At 70.9% G+C, this 19,888-nt stretch carries 19 protein-coding genes; 15 read left to right on the top strand and 4 right to left on the bottom strand.

What is annotated here, in order from left to right:
- The first annotated feature begins 2 nt into the window (after nucleotides 1–2).
- Nucleotides 3–1,031, top strand: coding sequence for a ketol-acid reductoisomerase (gene ilvC, locus ASE14_RS04875; RefSeq protein WP_056651417.1), 1,029 nt, complete (start codon nucleotides 3–5; stop codon nucleotides 1,029–1,031).
- Nucleotides 1,032–1,235: 204 nt separating this feature from the next.
- Here the strand turns inward: ilvC and ASE14_RS04870 are convergent, their stop codons facing one another.
- Nucleotides 1,236–2,078, bottom strand: coding sequence for a hypothetical protein (locus ASE14_RS04870; RefSeq protein WP_056651413.1), 843 nt, complete (start codon nucleotides 2,076–2,078; stop codon nucleotides 1,236–1,238).
- 167 nt (nucleotides 2,079–2,245) lie between these two features.
- Between ASE14_RS04870 and ASE14_RS04865 the strand changes: the two genes are divergently transcribed.
- From ASE14_RS04865 to serA, 5 genes are all read left to right on the top strand, one after another.
- Nucleotides 2,246–2,986, top strand: a complete 741-nt coding sequence (locus ASE14_RS04865; RefSeq protein ID WP_056651410.1) for a copper homeostasis protein CutC — start codon at nucleotides 2,246–2,248, stop codon at nucleotides 2,984–2,986.
- Nucleotides 2,983–4,038, top strand: coding sequence for a hypothetical protein (locus ASE14_RS04860; RefSeq protein ID WP_056651407.1), 1,056 nt, complete (start codon nucleotides 2,983–2,985; stop codon nucleotides 4,036–4,038). The genes ASE14_RS04865 and ASE14_RS04860 overlap by 4 nt, the downstream gene beginning before the upstream one ends.
- A 26-nt stretch (nucleotides 4,039–4,064) precedes the next feature.
- Nucleotides 4,065–4,547, top strand: a complete 483-nt coding sequence (locus tag ASE14_RS04855; RefSeq protein WP_157372790.1) for a DNA polymerase III subunit gamma/tau — start codon at nucleotides 4,065–4,067, stop codon at nucleotides 4,545–4,547.
- Nucleotide 4,548: 1 nt separating this feature from the next.
- Entirely contained in the window at nucleotides 4,549–4,935 is a 387-nt protein-coding gene (locus ASE14_RS04850) for a hypothetical protein (protein ID WP_056651400.1), read from the top strand.
- 131 nt (nucleotides 4,936–5,066) lie between these two features.
- Entirely contained in the window at nucleotides 5,067–6,656 is a 1,590-nt protein-coding gene (gene serA, locus ASE14_RS04845; RefSeq protein ID WP_056651791.1) for a phosphoglycerate dehydrogenase, read from the top strand.
- Between the two features lie 88 nt (nucleotides 6,657–6,744).
- Here the strand turns inward: serA and ASE14_RS04840 are convergent, their stop codons facing one another.
- On the bottom strand, nucleotides 6,745–7,308 hold the full coding sequence (locus tag ASE14_RS04840; protein ID WP_056651397.1) for a TetR/AcrR family transcriptional regulator: 564 nt from the start codon (nucleotides 7,306–7,308) through the stop codon (nucleotides 6,745–6,747).
- A 104-nt stretch (nucleotides 7,309–7,412) separates the two neighbouring features.
- On the opposite strand from ASE14_RS04840, the gene ASE14_RS04835 reads away from it, so the two are divergent.
- From ASE14_RS04835 to ASE14_RS04815, 5 genes are all read left to right on the top strand, one after another.
- Nucleotides 7,413–8,990 carry an MFS transporter gene (locus tag ASE14_RS04835; protein ID WP_082600094.1) on the top strand — a complete coding sequence of 526 codons (1,578 nt, stop codon included), beginning with the start codon at nucleotides 7,413–7,415 and terminating at the stop codon, nucleotides 8,988–8,990.
- A gap of 72 nt (nucleotides 8,991–9,062) precedes the next feature.
- Entirely contained in the window at nucleotides 9,063–10,124 is a 1,062-nt protein-coding gene (locus tag ASE14_RS04830) for a 3-isopropylmalate dehydrogenase (protein WP_056651394.1), read from the top strand.
- A gap of 25 nt (nucleotides 10,125–10,149) precedes the next feature.
- Entirely contained in the window at nucleotides 10,150–11,265 is a 1,116-nt protein-coding gene (locus ASE14_RS04825) for a branched-chain amino acid aminotransferase (protein ID WP_056651391.1), read from the top strand.
- Between the two features lie 127 nt (nucleotides 11,266–11,392).
- Nucleotides 11,393–12,163 carry a fumarylacetoacetate hydrolase family protein gene (locus ASE14_RS04820; protein ID WP_056651388.1) on the top strand — a complete coding sequence of 257 codons (771 nt, stop codon included), beginning with the start codon at nucleotides 11,393–11,395 and terminating at the stop codon, nucleotides 12,161–12,163.
- 380 nt (nucleotides 12,164–12,543) lie between these two features.
- Entirely contained in the window at nucleotides 12,544–13,911 is a 1,368-nt protein-coding gene (locus ASE14_RS04815; protein WP_056651385.1) for an MFS transporter, read from the top strand.
- A gap of 74 nt (nucleotides 13,912–13,985) precedes the next feature.
- Here ASE14_RS04815 and ASE14_RS04810 read toward each other — a convergent pair whose 3' ends face one another.
- On the bottom strand, nucleotides 13,986–14,900 hold the full coding sequence (locus ASE14_RS04810; RefSeq protein WP_056651382.1) for a LysR substrate-binding domain-containing protein: 915 nt from the start codon (nucleotides 14,898–14,900) through the stop codon (nucleotides 13,986–13,988).
- Nucleotides 14,901–15,024: 124 nt separating this feature from the next.
- Here ASE14_RS04810 and ASE14_RS04805 point away from each other — a divergent pair, with 124 nt between their 5' ends.
- Genes ASE14_RS04805 through ASE14_RS04795 form a run of 3 tightly spaced genes read left to right on the top strand, consistent with a single transcriptional unit; the run spans nucleotide 15,025 to nucleotide 17,839 of the window.
- The gene (locus ASE14_RS04805) at nucleotides 15,025–16,242 is read left to right on the top strand and encodes a cytochrome P450 (protein ID WP_082600086.1); all 1,218 of its coding nucleotides are present in this window, start codon (nucleotides 15,025–15,027) and stop codon (nucleotides 16,240–16,242) included.
- Nucleotides 16,239–16,562 carry a 2Fe-2S iron-sulfur cluster-binding protein gene (locus ASE14_RS04800; protein WP_056651377.1) on the top strand — a complete coding sequence of 108 codons (324 nt, stop codon included), beginning with the start codon at nucleotides 16,239–16,241 and terminating at the stop codon, nucleotides 16,560–16,562. Before ASE14_RS04805 ends, ASE14_RS04800 begins: the two co-directional genes overlap by 4 nt.
- Entirely contained in the window at nucleotides 16,559–17,839 is a 1,281-nt protein-coding gene (locus ASE14_RS04795) for an NAD(P)/FAD-dependent oxidoreductase (RefSeq protein WP_235511085.1), read from the top strand. The genes ASE14_RS04800 and ASE14_RS04795 overlap by 4 nt, the downstream gene beginning before the upstream one ends.
- Here the strand turns inward: ASE14_RS04795 and ASE14_RS04790 are convergent.
- Nucleotides 17,826–18,860, bottom strand: a complete 1,035-nt coding sequence (locus ASE14_RS04790; RefSeq protein WP_056651372.1) for an aminotransferase class V-fold PLP-dependent enzyme — start codon at nucleotides 18,858–18,860, stop codon at nucleotides 17,826–17,828. The genes ASE14_RS04795 and ASE14_RS04790 overlap by 14 nt on opposite strands.
- Before the next feature lie 82 nt (nucleotides 18,861–18,942).
- Between ASE14_RS04790 and ASE14_RS04785 the strand changes: the two genes are divergently transcribed.
- The gene (locus tag ASE14_RS04785) at nucleotides 18,943–19,884 is read left to right on the top strand and encodes a LysR family transcriptional regulator (protein WP_056651369.1); all 942 of its coding nucleotides are present in this window, start codon (nucleotides 18,943–18,945) and stop codon (nucleotides 19,882–19,884) included.
- Nucleotides 19,885–19,888: the final 4 nt, after the last annotated feature.

Below are 19,888 nucleotides of genomic sequence, written 5' to 3'. Positions count from 1 at the left end.
TCATGGCTGAGATCTACTACGACAAGGACGCCGACCTCGCCCTCATCCAGGGCAAGAAGGTCGCCGTCATCGGCTACGGCTCGCAGGGCCACGCGCACGCGCAGAACCTCCGCGACTCGGGTGTCGAGGTCGTCATCGGACTCAAGGAGGGCTCGAAGTCGAAGCCCAAGGCCGAAGAGGCCGGCTTCGACGTCAAGAGCGTCGCCGACGCGGCCGCCTGGGCCGACGTCATCGTCATCCTCGCGCCCGACCAGTACCAGCGCCACATCTACGCCGAGTCCATCAAGGACAACCTGGCCGAGGGCAAGACCCTCGTGTTCGGCCACGGCTTCAACATCCGCTTCGGCTACATCGAGGCGCCCGAGGGCGTCGACGTCGTCATGGTCGCCCCCAAGGGCCCCGGCCACACCGTGCGTCGCGAGTACGAGGCCGGCCGCGGCGTTCCCGTGATCGTGGCCGTCGAGAAGGATGCATCGGGCAACGCCTGGCCGCTCACCCTCTCGTACGCCAAGGCGATCGGCGGCCTCCGCGCCGGCGGCATCAAGACGACCTTCACCGAAGAGACCGAGACTGACCTGTTCGGCGAGCAGGCCGTGCTCTGCGGCGGCGTCTCGCAGCTCGTGCAGTACGGCTTCGAGACCCTCACCGAGGCGGGCTACCAGCCGCAGGTCGCCTACTTCGAGGTGCTCCACGAGCTGAAGCTCATCGTCGACCTCATGTGGGAGGGCGGCATCGCCAAGCAGCGCTGGTCGGTCTCCGACACGGCCGAGTACGGCGACTACGTCTCGGGCCCGCGCGTCATCGACCCGCACGTCAAGGAGAACATGCAGGCCGTGCTCGCCGACATCCAGTCGGGCGTATTCGCCCAGCGGTTCATCGACGACCAGGACAACGGCCAGAAGGAGTTCCTCGAGCTCCGTGCCAAGGGCGAGGCGCACCCGATCGAGGCCACCGGCCGCGAGCTCCGCAAGCTCTTCGCCTGGAACGCATCGAACGACGACGACTACGTCGACGGCGAGGTCGCGCGCTAATCCGCACTCGATCACCCGCTGCATCGCAGCACTGACGGCCCGCTCCGGATGCTCCGGAGCGGGCCGTTCCCGTGCGCTGCACGAACGAGCAGCGCGGGTTGCGCTGAAGCCCGTGTCACGGGGCCGCCGCGTGTGTGGTCAGGGTGCACGCGAAGGCCCGCCCGGGGAACCGGACGGGCCTTCGCTTGCTTCCGCGACGGAGCGCTACTCCGCGGCCGGGGTCTCCTCGGGGGCCTCGACGGACTCCTCCGAGTCGGAGGCGGCGTCTCCGGCCACCGCGTCGACCTGCTCCTGGCTGTAGCCGCAGTAGTTCACGGCCTCGCGCTGCCAGTAGCTGACGAGGCGGTCCTTGCCGGCGGCGTGCGCGGCGGCGACGGTGCCCTCGTAGATCTGGCCGTCCTTCGACTCCTTGTTGACGTCGGGCACTTCGGAGCAGACGTGGAAGACCGAGCCCGACTTCGTCCAGTACACGAGGTCTTCGCCCGTCAGCTGCACGATGACGTTCGACTCCTCGGTGTACTGCTCGACCGAGGGCGGATTGTAGTCCACGCCGAGTGCCAGTGCACCGCCGCCGATGACGATCGCGATGATGCCGGCGAGCGCCTTCTGCTTGCCGTCCATGTCCTTGTTCGTGAAGATCAGGATGATGAGCGGCAGGAACGCGATGACCGCGATGATCGCGCCGAGCTGGTTCTGCACGAAGAAGCGCGTCTTGTCCTCCTTCGACGCGGGGTCGAGGCGGTTCGCCTTCTTCCAGAGCAGCGAGCCGCCGATCGCGAGCGCGCCGATCACGACGATGAGCACGATCAGCAGCACCATGTTCACCGGTACCTGACGCAGCACCCAGAAGATCGTGAACGCCTCACCGGCGATGGCGAGCAGCCAGAGACCGCCGGCGATCAGCCGGAACGTCGTGGCCTGCTTCTTCGCTTCGGGGGTCGGGGTCCACGTCCGTGCGTCGGCGGTATCGGCGACGGTCGTGCTGCCGCCGTCCTCCGCCGTCGTGGACTCGACTCGTACGACCTTCTTCTTGCTCTGCTCTGCCACGTTCGTCCTTCCGAGGGGTTGAGTGCCGCGATGAGCATATTGGAACGGGGTCGGCGGAGGGGAGAACGACGCGGAATCGTCATCATGGCTTCGTCGGACACCGATTCGGCGACGCGCTGCGCGCACCGGGCGTCGCGGCCTCGCCGCGACCGGGTAGCGTGTCGGGAATGTCACGAACTCTCCCGGTCGAGGTCGCCGTTCAGGATGTCGCGGGGGTGCGCGTCGCTCTCACAGCGGGTGCCGCTCGCGTGGAGCTCTGCCAGGCGCTCGGCTTCGGCGGGCTGACCCCCTCGGTCGGCCTCATCGAGGCCGCCGCTGCCGCGGCACGCGACGCGGCGACGCCGGGCTTCGTGCACGTGCTGGTGCGCCCGCGCGGCGGCGGATTCGCCTACGACGCCGACGAACTCGACACGATCGACCGTGACATCCGCGCCGCGATCGCGGCCGGTGCCGACGGGGTCGTCGTCGGCGCGCTCACCGACGCGGGGGAGCTCGACCGCTCCGCCGTCAGGCGATTCGTCGAGGCGGCGTCGGGCGGCGACGTGACGGTGCACCGTGCCGTCGACGCGAGCGCCGACCCGATCGCTTCGGTCGCCGCACTCCAGGAACTGGGGGTGCGGCGCGTGCTGACATCGGGCGGGGCGCCCGACTGCCGTTCCGGTCTCGCCGCGTTGACGCGGATGGCCGCCGAGTCCGGCTCGCTCGAGATCATGGCGGGTGGCGGGGTGCGCATCGACGACATCGCCGGGCTCGCCGCAGCGGGCCTCGACGCGGTGCATCTCTCGGCGCGGGCCGTGGCGACTCGCGGAGGCCCGAGCGGCCCGGGCGGCGGCGTCGACGGCTTCGACGTGACCGACGCCGACCTCGTCCGGGCTGCCGTCGCCGCCGCTGCAGGCGCCGTGCGATGACGATCGCGCCGCCGCCCGTTCCGGTACTGCAGCCGCCTGAACCGGGCAGCTCCGGCACGGAAGGGCTGTTTCGCGCTGCCGTGCTGCTCCTGGCGCGGAGCCTCCTGATCGGCGCCTTCATCGCGATCGTCGCCGGGCTGGTGGTCTTTCCGCTCCTCGGCCCCTTCCGCTTCGGCCCGGTCCTGCTGGCGATCCCGATGGCCGCGGCGGCGAGCGGCGTGGGCGCGGCGGCCCTGCTCGTCGTCGGCCGTGCACTGCACTGGGCATCGTCTGCCGAAACGCTCGTCGTGCCGTTCGGCGGCGCAGCGCTCTCGCTGCCGATGCTCGTCGTCTTCGAGCGGCCCGTCGGCGACGTGATCATCGGCTGGTCATGGGTGGCGATCGCCCTCGTCGTGCCGGCGGCGGCGCTGTGGTGGACGCGCGCTCGCCCGACGGCATCCTGGCCCGGGGCGATCGCGCGGCTGCTGACGGCGCTCGGAGTCTCGTTCGGGGCGCTCGTGCTCGCGCTCGTCCTCCTCTTCTCGAACGCGTTCCCACCCCCGATGCCGGCGGAGCCGCTCGACGACGGCGGCTCGTCCGAGGGCGGATTCCCCGATCCCGGCGGCTCATCCGGGTACGTCGAGGAGCCGGTTGTGCCGGAGCAGCCGCTCCCGTCGCTCGAGGAGGCGCGCCGCCAGTTCGCGCAGCTCGCCGACACCACGGCCGCCGCCGCGGGCACCATCGCGGTCTGGTCCGCCACGCGGCCGCTCGCGGTCGTCGAGGAGGCGTGCGAGGGTGGCGTCAAGCTGCGCCTCGGCGGCGAGTTCACGACCGGGGTGATCACCGACACGTCGAGCGACGAGCACGATCGCGAGGTCACCGAGGGCAACGTGGCGGCGGCCGACCGCATCGTCGCGGCCTGGCAGGCCGCTGGGCTCGGATCCGGCGAACGGATCCATGACGAACCGTTCCTGGGCGGCGGATCGCTCGGCGCCGTGGAGTCGGCACACATCGACTTCGAGTTCGGAATCGTGCTGCCCGACGTCGAAGGCACGTGCATCCCCGTTCCCTGACGCGCCCGGTCGCTAATGTGGTGAGCATGACCCGCGACTCCGACGACGACGCGCTGCGCTGGGAGGGCGACGACGACCCGACCCTCGCGCCCGGATGGAAGACTGTCGGCGCTCCGGCGGCGGTCCCGGCAGCCGAGGGCGATTCGCCCGACGAGCATCGCGCGGCCATCGCCGATGACGAGTCCGCGTCCGAGGCCGAGAACGCCGAGGTCGCGGATGCCGCGTCGCAGACCAGCTCGGCCGAGCTGGTCGTGCTCGGAGTGCTGGGCGGCATCTACCTGCTCTACGCCATCGGCTGGCTCGTCGTGGCGCTCGGCGAGGCGCCGGTCTTCGCCGACCCCGTCGCCCAGTTCATGTACGGGCTCGGCAGCTGGTTCGCCGTGCTCGCCGCGCCGCTGTGGTTCGGCGCGGTGCTCTGGCTCGCCGCCGACCACCGACGGGCGCGCCTGATCTGGCTGATCGCCGGTGCCGTGCTGCTCGTTCCCGTCCCGTTCCTGCTGCGAGGTTGAGATGACCGAGGCATCCGCACCCACCGGGTCGACCGCGACGAGCGCCGACCAGGCGACCGGCCGGCCGGCCACTCCGCTCTGGCTCGCGATCTCGATCGCCGTGGCGTTCGGCATCTTCTACGCCTACGACGTCTGGGAGGCGGTCGGCACCCTCGTCGGCATGAACATCACGGCAGGCGAACTCGGCGTCGCCATCACCGGCGCCGGCTGGGCGCTGCTCGTGGCCGGCATCGCCGTGCCGCTCCTCGTGTTCGGCGCGGCATTCTGGCTGGGGCGGCGACGCTCGCCGCTCGCGCAGCTGGTGCTCTTCCTGGCGGGATTCGCGCTCGTGCAGGTGCTCGCCGCTGACTTCGCGTCATTCGGGCTTGCTGTCCTCGACCTCTCCTGATGCGCGGCGTCACACAACGGCTGCGGAATGCGCGCTCCAGTAGAGTGAACGGGTAGGCGCCCCGAAGGCGTGTGGCGCATCCCACCGCAAGTCGCAGTGTCGTGCGCGCGCATCACCCGAAGGAATCGTTCGTGTCAAAGCCGGTCGTGCTGATCGCCGAAGAACTCTCGCCCGCCACCGTCGAGGCCCTCGGTCCCGACTTCGACGTCAGGTCCGTCGACGGCACCGACCGGCCCGCGCTGCTCGCGGCGCTGGCCGACGCCGACGCGATCCTCGTGCGCTCCGCCACGAAGGTCGATGCCGAGGCGATCGCCGCCGCGCCGAAGCTGAAGGTCGTCGCCCGTGCCGGCGTCGGACTCGACAACGTCGACATCAAGGCCGCGACCGCGGCCGGCGTCATGGTCGTCAACGCGCCCACGTCGAACATCATCTCGGCCGCCGAGCTGACCGTCGGCCACATCCTGAGCCTCGCCCGCCACATCCCGGCAGCGCACTCCGCTCTCGCACAGGGGGAGTGGAAGCGGTCGGCCTACACCGGTGTCGAGCTCTACGAGAAGACCATCGGCATCATCGGCCTCGGCCGCATCGGCGCGCTCATCGCCGCCCGCCTGCAGGCGTTCGGCACCAACGTGATCGCGTACGACCCCTACATCACTGCGGCGCGCGCGCAGCAGCTGGGCGTGCAGACCGTGAGCCTCGACGAGCTGCTCGAGCAGAGCGACTTCATCACGATCCACATGCCGAAGACGCCCGAGACCACGGGCATGATCGGCACCGAGCAGTTCGCCCGCATGAAGCCGACGGCGTTCATCGTGAACGTCGCGCGCGGCGGGCTCATCGACGAGGACGCGCTGCACGACGCGCTCGTCAGCCGCACCATCGCCGGTGCGGCCGTCGACGTGTTCGTCTCCGAGCCGCCGCGCGACTCGCCGCTCCTCGGCCTGCCGAACATCGTCGTGACGCCGCACCTCGGCGCGTCGACCGACGAGGCGCAGGAGAAGGCGGGTGTCTCGGTCGCGAAGTCGGTGCGGCTCGCCCTCGCCGGCGAACTCGTGCCCGACGCGGTCAACGTGGCCGGCGGCGTCATCGACCCGTACGTGCGTCCCGGCATCCCGCTCGTCGAGAAGCTCGGCCAGCTCTTCGCCGGCATCGCGAACGGGCCGCTCACGAGCCTCGACGTCGAGGTGCGCGGCGAGCTCGTCGAGTACGACGTGAGCGCGCTGAAGCTCGCCGCCCTGAAGGGCGTCTTCACCAACGTCGTCAGCGAGACGGTCTCGTACGTGAACGCGCCGCTGCTCGCCGAGCAGCGCGGCGTCGACGTGCGCCTCATCACGGCAGCCGAGTCGCCCGAGTACCGCAACGTGATCACGCTCACGGGCGCGCTCGCCGACGGCCGCCAGGTCTCGGTCTCGGGCACGCTCACGGGGCCGAAGCAGATCGAGAAGCTCGTCGCCGTCAACGGGTTCGAGCTCGAGGTGCCGATCGCGACGACCCACATCGTCATGGAGTACGCCGACCGTCCCGGCATCGTCGCGGTCTACGGCCGCGAGTTCGGCGAGGCCGGCATCAACATCGCGGGCATGCAGATCGCTCGTCGCGAGGCCGGCGGGCAGGCGCTCAGCGTGCTGACCGTCGACTCGCCGGTGCCCGCCGACGTGCTCGAGCGCGTCCGCGAGGCGATCGACGCGAGCCTCTTCGTCGAGGTCGACATCACCGAGTAGCGATCCGAACGACCGGCGCCGTCCTGAGCTTGTCGAAGGGATGCCCCGGCGCTTGCTGCTCGGCAGCGCGCGCCGGGGCATCCGTCGTCTACTGCCCGGTGCGGGCGATGCGCTCGAGCATGGTGACGAGCTCGTCCATCTGCACGGGGCCGATGTCGTCATCGCCGAGTGCCGACGCCTCGACCTCGGCGCGCAGGGCCGAGTGGTAGTAGAGGCCGTCGCCGATGAGCGTGATCGCGAGAGCCAGTGCCGGGTCGTCGACGTGGCGGCCGATCTCCTCGAGCCAGCGAGTGCGCACCGCGTCGATCGCGGCGGCTGCCTGGCGGTCACCGCCCTGCGCGAGCCGCACGGCGGCGACGAAGCTGTGGTCGAGCGGGGACTCGAGATCGACCGACGAGCGCACGAAGTAGGAGATCGGGCCGTCGGGTGCCGAGTGGATGCGCGCCACGTCGCCGTCGACGAGGCGGTGCAGTCGTTCGATGAGACCCGCGATGAGGGCGTGCCTCGAGCCGAAGTGGTAGAGCAGGCCGCCCTTGGAGACTCCTGCGGCACGGGCGGTGGCGTCGAGCGTGGCGGTGCGCTCGCCGTCGGCGATGATGATGCGCTCGAAAGCGTCGAGCACGGCTTCTCGGGCGGCGGGCGGGCGACTCATGATCCCAGTGTGGCCGATCGGGGGGAGGTTGACGACGTGCAGGGCATGTCTGTTACTATACCAGCTGGACGGTACAGTAACCGCCTGAGACGAACGAGCTTGAGATGACAGACACCAACCAGACCGCAGTGCACACGAACGTGGCGAACGCCGCTCCGGCACCCGACACGCCGACCGCCCGCGCGCCCCGACGCGCCTGGGTCGCGCTCGCGGTGCTCATGCTGCCCGTGCTGCTCGTCTCGGTCGACAACACGGTGCTGAGCTTCGCGCTGCCCGCGATCTCGCGCGACCTCGCGCCGACCGCCGCCCAGCAGCTCTGGATCATCGACGCCTACCCGCTCGTGCTCGCCGGCCTGCTCGTGGCGATGGGCAGCGCGGGCGACCGCTTCGGTCGCCGTCGCATGCTCCTCATCGGCTCCGTCGGCTTCGCCGTGCTCTCGGTCGTCGCCGCGTTCGCGCCGACGGCGGAGGCGCTCATCGCCTCGCGCGCCGCGCTCGGATTCTTCGGCGCGATGCTCATGCCCTCGACCCTGTCGCTGCTTCGCACGGTGTTCGTCGAGCGCGAGCAGCGCCGCCTCGCGATCGCGATCTGGGCCTCCGGCTTCGCCGCAGGCAGCGCCCTCGGCCCGCTCGTCGGCGGCGTCCTCATCGAGCACTTCCACTGGGGCTCGGTGTTCCTGCTCGCCGTGCCGGTGCTCGTGCCGCTGCTGATCCTCGTGCCGCTGCTCATCCCCGAGAGCCGCGACCCCGCTCCCGGGCGCATCGATATCCCGAGCACCCTGCTCTCGCTCGCCGCGATGGTGCCGGTCGTGTTCGGCATCAAGTCCCTCGCCACCGAGGGGGTCTCGGGCTTCGGCATCCAGGCGATCGTCTTCGGCCTGTTCTGCGGAGTCTGGTTCGTGCGTCGCCAGCTGAAGAGCCGCTCGCCGATGCTCGATGTGCGGCTGTTCCGCCAGGGGTCGTTCGGCGGTGCCGTGCTCGTGAACCTCTTCAGCGTCATCGCGCTCGTCGGCTTCCTCTACTTCGTGTCGCAGCACCTCCAGCTCATCGTCGGGCTCACCCCGGTGGCTGCCGGGCTCGCCCTGCTGCCGGGTCTCGTCGCGATGATCATCGCCGGCCTCGCCGTCGTACCGATCGCGCGCCGCGTCCGGCCGCGGGTGCTCGTGCCGATCGCGCTGCTCCTGTCGGCAGGCGGCTACGCCGTCATCGCGTTCTTCGCGACCGCCGACTCGATCGCCCCGGTCGTCATCGCGTTCATGATGCTCGGCGTCGGCATCGGCGCCGCCGAGACCGTCTCCAACGAGCTCATCCTCTCGAGTGCGCCGCCCGAGAAGGCGGGCGCCGCCTCGGCGGTCTCCGAGACCGCGTACGAGCTCGGTGCCGTGCTCGGCACGGCTGTGCTGGGGTCGATCCTCGCCGCCCACTACAGTGCCGCGATCGTGCTGCCCACCGAGCTGACCGCAGCGCAGGCCGCGACCGCGAGCGAGACGCTCGCCGGCGCCATGACGGTCTCCGAGCAGCTGCCCGCGGCGATCGGTGAACAGCTCGCGGCATCCGCTGCCCTGGCCTTCGACGAGGGCGTCGTGATCACCTCGCTGATCGGCGTCGCGCTCATGGTCGCCGCCGCGGTCGTCGCCGTGCTCGCGCTGCGCAACCCGAACGGCGCAGCAGCCCACGACTGAGTCCGGCCGTCGCGGGTGTCACGCGCTCGTGCGGACAGTACGCTGGGAGGGCTGGCGCACGAAGGAGAATTCATGGTGGACACGGTCAAGCTCGCGGTCATCCCCGGTGACGGGATCGGGCCCGAAGTCGTCGGAGAGGCGCTGAAGGCGCTCGCTGCGGCGACCGAGGGGTCGGATGTCGCGTTCGAGCAGACCGAGTTCTCCCTGGGCGCCGCCCGCTACCTCGCGACCGGCGACGTGCTGACCGACGACGACCTCGCCTCGATCAAGTCCCACGACGCGATCCTGCTCGGCGCCGTCGGCGGCGTGCCCGGCGACCCCCGCCTCGTCGGGGCGAACATCGAGCGCGGCCTGCTGCTGAAGCTGCGCTTCGAGCTCGACCACTACGTGAACCTGCGGCCGTCGGTGCTCTATCCGGGCGTCGCGAGCCCGCTCGCCGCACCCGGCGACGTCGACTTCGTCGTCGTGCGCGAGGGCACCGAGGGCCCCTACGTCGGCAACGGCGGCGCGATCCGCGTCGGCACGCCGGCCGAGGTCGCCAACGAGGTCTCGGTCAACACCGCCTACGGCGTCGAGCGCGTCGTGCGCTACGCGTTCGCCGCGGCATCCGCCAGGCCTCGCAAGAAGCTGACCCTCGTGCACAAGACCAACGTGCTCGTCTTCGCCGGTTCGCTGTGGAAGCGCACGGTCGACGCGGTCGCCGCCGAGTTCCCGGAGGTCGCGGTCGACTACCTGCACGTCGACGCCGCGACGATCTTCCTCGTGACCGACCCGGCGAGATTCGACGTCATCGTGACCGACAACCTCTTCGGCGACATCCTCACCGATCTCGCCGGCGCGATCAGCGGCGGCATCGGGCTCGCGGCCTCGGGCAACATCAACCCCGACCGCCGATTCCCCAGCATGTTCGAGCCGGTCCACGGCTCGGCACCCGACATCGCGGGCACGGGCATCGCCGACCCGACCGCCGCGATCCTCTCCGTGGCGCTCCTGCTCGATCACCTCGGCCGGGCCGCAGCCGCGCAGAAGGTGCAGCGGGCGGTCGTCGCAGACATCGCCGAACGCGGCGGCACCCGGCGCACGACCACGCAGATCGGCGACGCCATCGCCGCTCGCATCGGCGCACTCGACTGATCCAGCGCATCGAAGGACGAACATCATGACGATCAACCTCCCGCTCCAGGCCCCGTCGGCAGCCGGTCTCATCTGGCAGGTCACCCGCAACGGCGAGGCCAAGACGCCCGCCGAACGGGAGGCGATCCTCGCCGACCCCGGTTTCGGCAATCACTTCACCGACCACATGGTCGACATCTGCTGGTCGGAGAAGGGCGGGTGGCACCGCCCGCGCGTCTCGCCCTACGGCCCGATCCCGCTCGACCCGGCCGCCGCGGTGCTGCACTACGCGCAGGAGATCTTCGAGGGCATGAAGGCGTACCGTCACGCCGACGGCTCGATCCACACCTTCCGGCCGTTCGAGAACGCTTCCCGCATGCAGCGCTCCGCGCGTCGAATGGCCCTGCCCGAGCTGCCGAGCGAGATCTTCATCGAGTCGCTGAAGCAGCTCATCGCGGTCGACGCCGACTGGGTGCCGAGCGCGGCGGAGACGAGCCTCTACCTGCGGCCGTTCATGTTCGCGAAAGAGGCATTCCTCGGTGTGCGCCCGGCCAAGAAGGTCGCGTACTACGTGATCGCGAGCCCGGCCGGCGCCTACTTCCCCGGCGGCGTCGAGCCGGTGAGCATCTGGCTCTCCACGCAGTACTCCCGCGCGGGCAAGGGCGGCACGGGTGCCGCCAAGACCGGCGGCAACTACGCGTCGAGCCTGCTGCCGCAGGCAGAGGCCTACGAGCAGGGCTGCCAGCAGGTGGCCTTCCTCGACGACGAGGGCAACCTCGAAGAGCTCGGCGGCATGAACATCGTGCTCGTCAAGCGCGACGGCACCATCGTCACCCCCGAGTCGGCTTCGATCCTCGAGGGCATCACGCGCGACTCGATCCTGCAGCTCGCGGCCGACCGCGGCCACACGGTCGAGCACCGCGCCATCTCGCTCGACGAGTGGCGCAGCGGCGCCGAGTCCGGCGAGATCGTCGGCGCCTTCGCCTGCGGCACCGCCGCGGTCGTCGTGCCCATCGGCCGCCTCCTCGGCACCGACTTCGAGATCGTGCACGCGGGCGACGAGGCATCCGCTCTCGCGCTCTCGCTGCGTCAGGAGCTCACCGACATCCAGTACGGCCGGGCCGAAGACCGTCACGGCTGGCTCACCCGCCTCGACGCCTGACGGCCTCGCGCCCGTCTCGCTTCACCGATTCGCAGGCCGGTTCGCGGCGACATGCCGACCACGTGCGGCGTGCCGCGGCGATCGTCCTGCGACTCGGCGCGGAGACCGCCGCGGGTAGGCTGACGGCATGAAGATCGCGCGTTTCAGCCACGACGACACCATCGCATTCGGCATCGTCGACGAAGAGGAGCACGAGCTCGTCGTGCTGAAGGCCGACCCGATGTTCGCGGGCTACGAGCCCACGGGCGAGCGCGTCAAGCTCACCGATGCGAAGCTGCTCGCTCCCGTCATCCCGCGCTCGAAGGTCGTCGCGGTCGGCAAGAACTACCGCGATCACGCCGCGGAGATGGGCGGCGAGGCGCCGGCCGAGCCGCTGCTCTTCCTGAAGCCGAACACCTCGGTGGTCGGGCCCGGCGACGCGATCGTGCTCCCGAAGCAGAGCGAGCGGGTCGAGCACGAGGGCGAGCTCGCGGTCGTCATCGGACGCATCGCGAAGAACGTGTCCGAGGCGGATGCCGAGGACTACATCTTCGGCTACACGATCGCCAACGACGTGACGGCCCGCGACCTGCAGCAGCGCGACGGCCAGTGGGCCCGCGCGAAGGGCTTCGACTCCTTCTGCCCGCTCGGGCCGGTGATCGAGACGCACGTCGACTTCGAGACGGCCACGATCGAGACGAGGGTGAACGGAGCGCGTCGCCAGTCGGGGCGTCTCGCCGACATGGTGCACTCGGTCTCGACGATCATCGCTCACGCGTCGAGCGTGTTCACCCTGCTGCCCGGCGACGTCATCCTCACGGGCACGCCCGCAGGTGTCGGCCCGATCGTCGACGGCGACACGGTCGAGGTCGACGTGACCGGACTCGGAACACTCTCGAACCCGGTGCGCTCGGCCTGAGCCAACCACGGAAGTCGCGACGATCATCATCGGCCGTTGCGAGGTTCGAATGCGGTGCTGATCCGCGCCGGCGGCGAGGTCTCGTCGCCGTCGATGGGGCGCGCGCCGCGGGAACACGCGGATCGCGCAACTGACGCTTGCGGCGCCCGCGCGACCCGAGACCGCTCGAGCAGGTGACGGCGTCGTCCGGAATCCGGGTCCAGGCGCCCTCGACGCTCCCGGCATCCCGTTGCCGCGTCGAGTTCGCGCGTGCCAGCATGACCGGACCGACCGGCCGCATCACCGACGATGCCCTGGATTGCGACTCGCGCAGCGATCTCGAGGCCAGGTCGGCGCCGGCGCATCCCCGTGCCCGGCGACCTCGACGAAGGAGTCCCCACGTGTCAGCAACCCTTGCCCCGCCGCAGCCGACATCGACGAAAGAGCAGCGACGGATCGCCTTCGCGACCGTCATCGGCACCACGATCGAGTGGTACGACTTCTTCATCTATGCGAACGCCTCGGGCCTCGTGTTCGCCGCGGCGTTCTTCGCGCCCGCGGGCGACTCGCTCGCCACTCTCGTGGCGTTCGCCTCGGTCGGCATCAGCTTCCTCTTCCGCCCGCTCGGCGCATTCCTCGCCGGACACTTCGGCGACCGACTGGGGCGCCGCACCATGCTGGTGCTGACGCTCGGGCTCATGGGCATCGCGACCACGCTCATCGGCCTCCTGCCCACGTACGCGCAGATCGGCATCGCCGCGCCGATCCTGCTGCTCCTCCTGCGCATCCTCCAGGGCGTCTCGGCGGGTGGCGAGTGGGGCGGCGCCGTTCTCATGGCCGTCGAGCACGCTCCGGCGGCCAAGCGCGGACGTTTCGGCGCCTTCCCGCAGATCGGCGTGCCGATCGGCATGCTGCTCGCCTCCGCGGTGCTCGCGCTCATGGCCGGCGTGTTCGCGCCCGGTGAGGCGTTCCTCGAGTGGGGTTGGCGGGTGCCGTTCCTCTTCAGCATCGTGTTGCTGTTCGTCGGCATGTGGGTGCGCCGCTCGGTCGACGAGAGCCCGGTCTTCACGGCGCTCGCCGAGCGCAAGCAGCGCAGCAACGTGCCGATCGCGAAGCTGTTCCGCTTCCACGCGTTGCTCGTGATCCTCGCGGCCCTCACCTTCGCCGGCAACAACGCCGCCGGCTACATGACGACGGGCGGATTCCTCCAGCGCTACGCCACCGACCCCGAGGGGCCGCACGCGCTGCCCATCACGCCGGTGCTCCTCGCCGTGAGCGTGGCGGCCGTCGTCTGGCTGGCGACGACATGGTTCGGCGGGGTCGTCTCCGACCGCATCGGTCGCCGCACGACCTACATCATCGGCTGGGTGGTGCAGCTGGCGACGGTCTTCCCGATGTTCTTCCTGGTCGACACGGGCGAGATCCTGTGGTTCACGGTCGGCATCTCGCTCTTCACGATCGGCAACGGACTGACGTACGGCCCGCAGGCGGCGTTCTTCTCGGAGCTGTTCCCGGCGTCGATCCGGTACTCGGGCATCGCGATCTCCTACGCCATCGGCGCGATCATCGGCGGCGCATTCGCTCCCATGATCGCGCAGGCGATCGTGCAGGCGACCGGTTCGGTGATCTCGATCGGCTGGTACATGGTGGCGATCACCGTGGTCGCGTTCATCGCGACGCTCCTCATCCGCGACCGCACGGGGATCGACCTCGGCCCGGACAACGAGGAGGAGCAGGCGAGGAACCCGATCTACGGGGCGCGCGGCTGATCTCCACGGATGCCCCGGGGCGCGTGACACCCCGGGGCATCCGCGTTCCCGGCCGGCTCCGCGCACGACTCGCGTCAGCCTCCGAGCGGACTGAACGCCTCCACGTGGTCGGTCGCGAAGTCGGCGAGCGCCTGCGCCTTGGCGTTGTCCGAGCCGTGCCTGCGCAGCAGCATGACGCGGATGGCGGGCATCTCGGGGGAGATCTCGCAGATGCGCACCTCGTGGCCGTCGTACGTGCGGTCGGTGCGGGTGCGCTGCACCAGCACGGTGTAGCCGAGACCGCGACCGACGAGCGCCCGGGTGAGCTCGTAGCTCGTGGTCCGGTGCCGTACCTGCGGCGAGACGCCGACGCGGTCGAAGATGGCCATCGTGTTCTGGGTGCTCGGCGGGAGGTCGAGCAGGATGAACGGCTCGTCCGCGAGTCGGGCGAGCCGGACCGATCGCCGACCGGCCATCGGGTGGGTGCTCGGCAGCAGCACGTGCGGCCGGATGCGGTACAGCTCGACGGCGTCGAAGTCGCCCGAGACGTCGCGGTCGTACAGGATCGCCGCATCGATGCGGCCCGATGCGAGCATCTCCTGCAGCTCGTCGCCGCCGCCTTCGACGAAGTCGAGGCGGACCTGCGGGTGCACCGCGCCGAAGCCCTCGAGCAGCGTCGGGAGCACGGTCGGTGCGAGCGTTCGGTAGCAGCCGACCGTCATCGCACCGGCGAGCTGGCCGTCGGGCGCCGCGAGGCGATCGCCGAACTCGACGGCTCGCGACAGGAGGTCGCGGGCCATGGCGAGCGCGAGTTCGCCGTCGGCCGTCAGCACGATGCCGTGGGCCTTGCGCCGCTGGCAGAGGCGCGCGCCGACGGCCTTCTCGAGGTCGTCGAGCGATGCGGCCAGGGCCGACGGCGAGAAATGCTGCCGTGCAGCGGCGCCGGCGATCGATCCCTCCTCGGCGATGGCGACGAAGTGGGCGAGTTGGCGCAGGGTGAAATCGGCCATACATCGGATTCTCCGATGTTTCACCCCAGAATTCAACGCTTGTGCTGTGGTTTGGGTCGCGCGAGCATGTCCATGCCGAGGAATGGACCGATATCCGCTCGGTGAGCGAAGGAGAGAGTCGACGATGACTGCAGCACGCGAGGCGCCCGTCTCGGAATGGGTGACGATCCCCGACATGTACCGTGATCCGTTCCCGATCTTCCAGCGCATGCGCGCGGAGGCCGCCGTGCACTGGGTGCCGTCGGTGAACCGTTACATGGTGGTCACGTACGACGAGTGCCACACGGCCGAGATGGACGGCGAGACGTTCAGCGCCGACGAGACGGGCTCGCTCATGAAGCGGTCGATGGGCCACAGCATGCTCCGCAAGGACGATCCCGAACACGCGCCCGAGCGAGCGGCATGGCAGCCGCCACTGCGTCCCGGTGCGATCAAGACGGTCTGGCGCGAGGTGTTCGAGGCGAACACCGAGCGATACCTCGACCGGCTCGCCGACGCCGGTGACGCGGCCGACCTGATCTGGGACTTCGCCGCCCCGCTCGCGGCGGAGAACCTGCGGAGCATCCTCGGCTTCGTGAACGCGACGCAGGAGGACCTGCAGCGCTGGAGCCAGACGATGATCGACGCGACCGGCAACTACGCCGACGACCCCGTCGTGTGGGAGAAGGGGCGCCGCTCCTCCGAGGAGGTCGACCGGGCGATCGACGAGCTGCTGCCGTACTACGCCGCGCACCCGGATGCCTCGCTCATCTCGGGTCTCGTGAACATGCCGGGCGGTGAGCGGTTGCCGATCGAGGCCATCCGGGCGAACCTGAAGATGACCATCGGCGGCGGGTTGAACGAGCCTCGGGACGTGATCGGCACCGCCGCATGGGCGCTGCTCGAGAATCCCGACCAGCTCGGCCGCGTGCTGCAGGACCCGGCGCTCTGGCCGGTCGCGTTCGACGAGGCGATCCGCTGGATCGCCCCGATCGGGATGTACCCGCGGGAGACCACGCGTGACGTCGAACTCGGCGGCGTGCGACTCCCGGCCGGGTCGCGACTCGGGATCGTGGTGCTCTCGGCCAACCGCGACGAGCGGGTCTTCGAGTACGCGGAGCGCTTCGACATCGCCCGCGAGAAGAAGCCGCACCTCGCCTTCGGCGGTGGCGCGCACTACTGCGCGGGCGCGTGGGTCGCGAAGTCCTCCGTCGCCCAGGTCGCCCTGCCGAGGCTGTTCGAACGCTTCGAGGGCCTCGAGATCGACGGCGACCGCGAGACATCGGCCGGGGGTTGGGTGTTCCGCGGAATGCTGAAGCTGCCGGTCACCTGGCAGCGCGAGCGGAAGGGAGCGGCCGCGTGAAGATCACCTACGGACTCGGCGACCGAGGAACCCGTGAGGTCGACGTCGAGGCCGGCACCTCGATCATGCGTGCGGCGATCACGAACAGCGTCCCCGGCATCGTCGGCGAGTGCGGCGGCCAGGCGATGTGCGCGACGTGCCACGTCTACGTGCGCGACGAGCATCTCGATGCGCTCCCGCCGATCTCCGACGACGAGGAGGAGATGCTGGACTGCACCGTCGCTCCCCGTGACGAGCGGCGCAGCCGGCTCGGCTGCCAGCTCGCGGCCGGCGTCGCCTTCGACGAGATCGTCGTCGACGTGCCCTCGGCCCAGGTGTGAGCGACGTGCCCGGGGGAGTCGAGCCGCTTCGTCCGGCCGATGGCGTCGTCGTCGTGGGTGCCGGGCAGGCTGGCGTGCAGTTCGCGGACTCGTTGCGGAGCGGCGGGTTCGCGGGGCGGATCGTGCTCGTCGGCGACGAGCCGTGCCTGCCGTACCAGCGCCCGCCGCTGTCGAAGTCCCACCTGTCGGATCTCCCGGGCGCCGACGAGCCGTTGCCGCTTCGCGGGTCGGCGTTCTTCGACGACGTCGGGATCGAGTCGCGCCGGGGCGTCTCCGCGACGGCGATCGACCGGCCCGCACGCACGGTGACGCTCTCGAACGGGGAACAGCTGTCGTACGACCGGCTCGTCCTCGCACTCGGCAGCCGCCATCGGGCCCTCGACGTGCCGGGTGCCGAGCTCGACGGCGTTCATCGCCTCCGCACGGTGGAGGACGCCGATCGCCTGCGTGAACGCCTCGCATCAGTGTCGTCGGCGGTCGTGGTCGGCGCCGGGTTCATCGGGCTCGAGTTCGCGGCCGCAGCGGTCGCGCGCGGTGTCGCGACGACGGTGATCGCGTCGGGAGGCCGGCCGATGCCGAGGTCCCTCACCGGGGCCGCCTCCGCGCAGCTCGCCGATGTGCATCGCCGACTCGGGACGACGATCCGGTACGGCGAGCGGGTCGCGGCGATCCTGGACGTGAGCGGCAGAGCCGCCGGCGTGCGGCTGGAATCGGGCGAGCTCGTGCCGGCGGACCTCGTCCTCCTCGGCGTCGGCGCCGTCGCCGAAGACGAGCTCGGCGCGCGGGCCGGGCTCGCGACGGACGACGGGATCCTGGTCGACTCCCGGCTCGGCACACGAGACCCGTTCGTCTCGGCGATCGGCGACTGCGCCCGCTTCGTCGACGGCGACCACGGCGTCGCGCGGCTGGAGTCCGTGCAGAACGCCGTCGATCAGGCTCGGTACCTCGCGGCACGGCTCCTCGGCGCGACGAACGAGCCGTACCGGGCGACGCCGCGGTTCTGGACCCACCAGGGGCCGCTCCGACTCGACATCGTCGGTGTGCCCCGTCCGGGACTCGACGTCGTCGTGCGCGGCGACGTCGAGTCGGGCCGGTTCTCGATCTTCGGCTTCAGCGGCGACGACCTCGTGTCGGTCGAGTCGTTCAACGCCGCAGCGGACCACCTGTCGGCCCGGCGCTGCTTCGACAGCGGGCGGCTGCCGTCGCCGAGTCAGGCGGCCGACCCCGGCTTCGACCTCAAGGCGTTCTCGAAGGAGTCGCCGGTCAGCGCAGCCTGAGTCCGCGCGCCGCGAGCTCGACGTCCTCGTCGTCGTTCCAGACGTGGAACGCGACACGGGCCCGGCCGGCACGCCCCGACGCGGTGATGCCCGCGGCGCCGAGCGCAGCGAGCGCACTGCCGTCGAGGTCGGGCCACGCCACGATCGCACTGTCGGAAGGGGCCATCCCGAGCCGCTCGCGGAACGCGTTCGCGAGCCCGACGTCGTGACGACGCACCGCCTCCATGTCCAGCGAGGCGGCGAGTTCGAGGGCCGCCTCGGCGCCCGCCCAGGCGTGCCATGCGGGGGAGACGTCGAAGCGCTGCGCGCCCGCCGCGAGGTGCAGCTCCGGGCCGTAGCACGACGCCCACGGGTCGGTGCCCGAGTACCAGCCCGCCGCGTGCGGCGTCAACTCGTCGACCGCCCGGGTCGAGAATGCGGCGAAGGCCGCGCCGCGGGGCGCAGACAGCCATTTGTACGCGTGGCAGATCACGACATCGGCGTCGAGTGAGTCGGTCGGCATCCAGCCCGTGGCCTGCGTGGTGTCGACGAGCGTGAGCGCGCCGGCGTTGCGGGCTGCCGTGTTGACGGATGCCGCGTCGGCGACCTCGCCCGTCGCCGACTGCACGAGCGAATAGGAGACGAGCCACGTCGAGTCGGTCACGGCGCCCGCCAGCTCGGCCAGCGGCACGTGGCGCACGCGCAGGTCGCCTCGGGCGAGGAACGGGCCGATCACGGAGGAGAAGTCGCCGTCGACGCACACGATCTCCGCCCCGGCGGGCGCCGAGGCCGCCACGAGTGCGGTGAAGACCGACACCTGGGATCCGGTGGCGATCTCGCTCGGCGCGCGGCCGAGCAGCGTCGCGGCGTGGCCGCGGGCGCGGTCGTGGATCTCGCCGTACTCGACGCCGCACGCGGTGCCGGCCGACCACGACTCGAGGTCGCGTCGCACGGCGTCGCGCGTGACGTCGGCGGGCAGGCCCATGGTGCAGGCGGCGAGGTAGCCGCGTCCTGCGGCGTACCGCTCACGAATGGGGTGCATGGAACCAAGTCTCGGCGAGCCTGATTCATTCAACAAGACCCATCGAATGATCACACACATGCCTTCCGGTTATGATTCAGGCATGTCGGATGCCTCGATCGACGCCCTCGCCGCCGCCCTCGACCTGCAGACGGTGCGCGTCGTGCACCAGATCGCCGAGCACGGGTCGCTCACCGCCGCCGCCGAGTGGCTCGGCTACAGCCAGCCCGCGGTGAGCCAGCAGCTGCGGCGGTTCGAGCAGCGCACCGGCATCGCGCTCGTGGAGCGGGTGGGGCGGGGCATCCGCCTGACCGAAGCTGGCCGGGTGCTCGCGCGCCACGCGCAGGACGTCGCCACGGCCCTCGAGGCCGCCGCCGGCGAGCTCGCCGAGATCCGCGGCCTCCGGGCGGGGCGGGTGCGACTCGTGGCCTTCCCCTCCGCGTCGGCGACGCTCGTGCCCCGACTCATCGCCGCGCTCGCCGCTGCGCACCCCGGCATCGACGTCACCTACGTGGAGGCCGAACCACCCGAGGCGGTGCGAGCCGTGCGAGCCGACCAGGCCGACCTCGCGATCACCTTCAGCTACCCGGGCGATCGCGACGACCCGCATCAGGCGAGTGCACGCGGGCTCGATGTGCGGAGCTACGGCGACGAGCCGATGCAGCTCGTGCTTCCAGCCGGGCATGCGGCGGCGGCATCCGACTTCGTCGATCTCCGGATGCTGCGCGAGGAGCCCTGGATCGCCGGCTGCCCGCGGTGCCGCGGGCACCTGCTCGAACTCGCCGGGGCCGCCGGCTTCGTGCCGCGCATCGCCTTCGAGACCGACAACTTCGTGGCCGTCGAGGGCATGGTCGCACAGGGCCTCGGGGTGGCCCTGCTGCCGGCGCTCGCGCTCGCCGCATCGCCGCGGCACGCCGACGTGGTTGCGAGACCCACCGCGCGCGCCGACGTGCGCTCGCTCCACCTCGTGACCGCGCGCGGCGCGGAACGGGTGCCCGCCGTCGGCGCAGCACTCGCCGCGCTCGATGCCCTCGCCGCTCGGTAGCATT

It is taken from the genome of Agromyces sp. Root81 (assembly GCF_001429165.1).
Classification (GTDB): domain Bacteria; phylum Actinomycetota; class Actinomycetes; order Actinomycetales; family Microbacteriaceae; genus Agromyces.
Note: the sequence above shows the minus strand (reverse complement) of the source record. Positions and strands in the feature narration are given on the sequence as shown.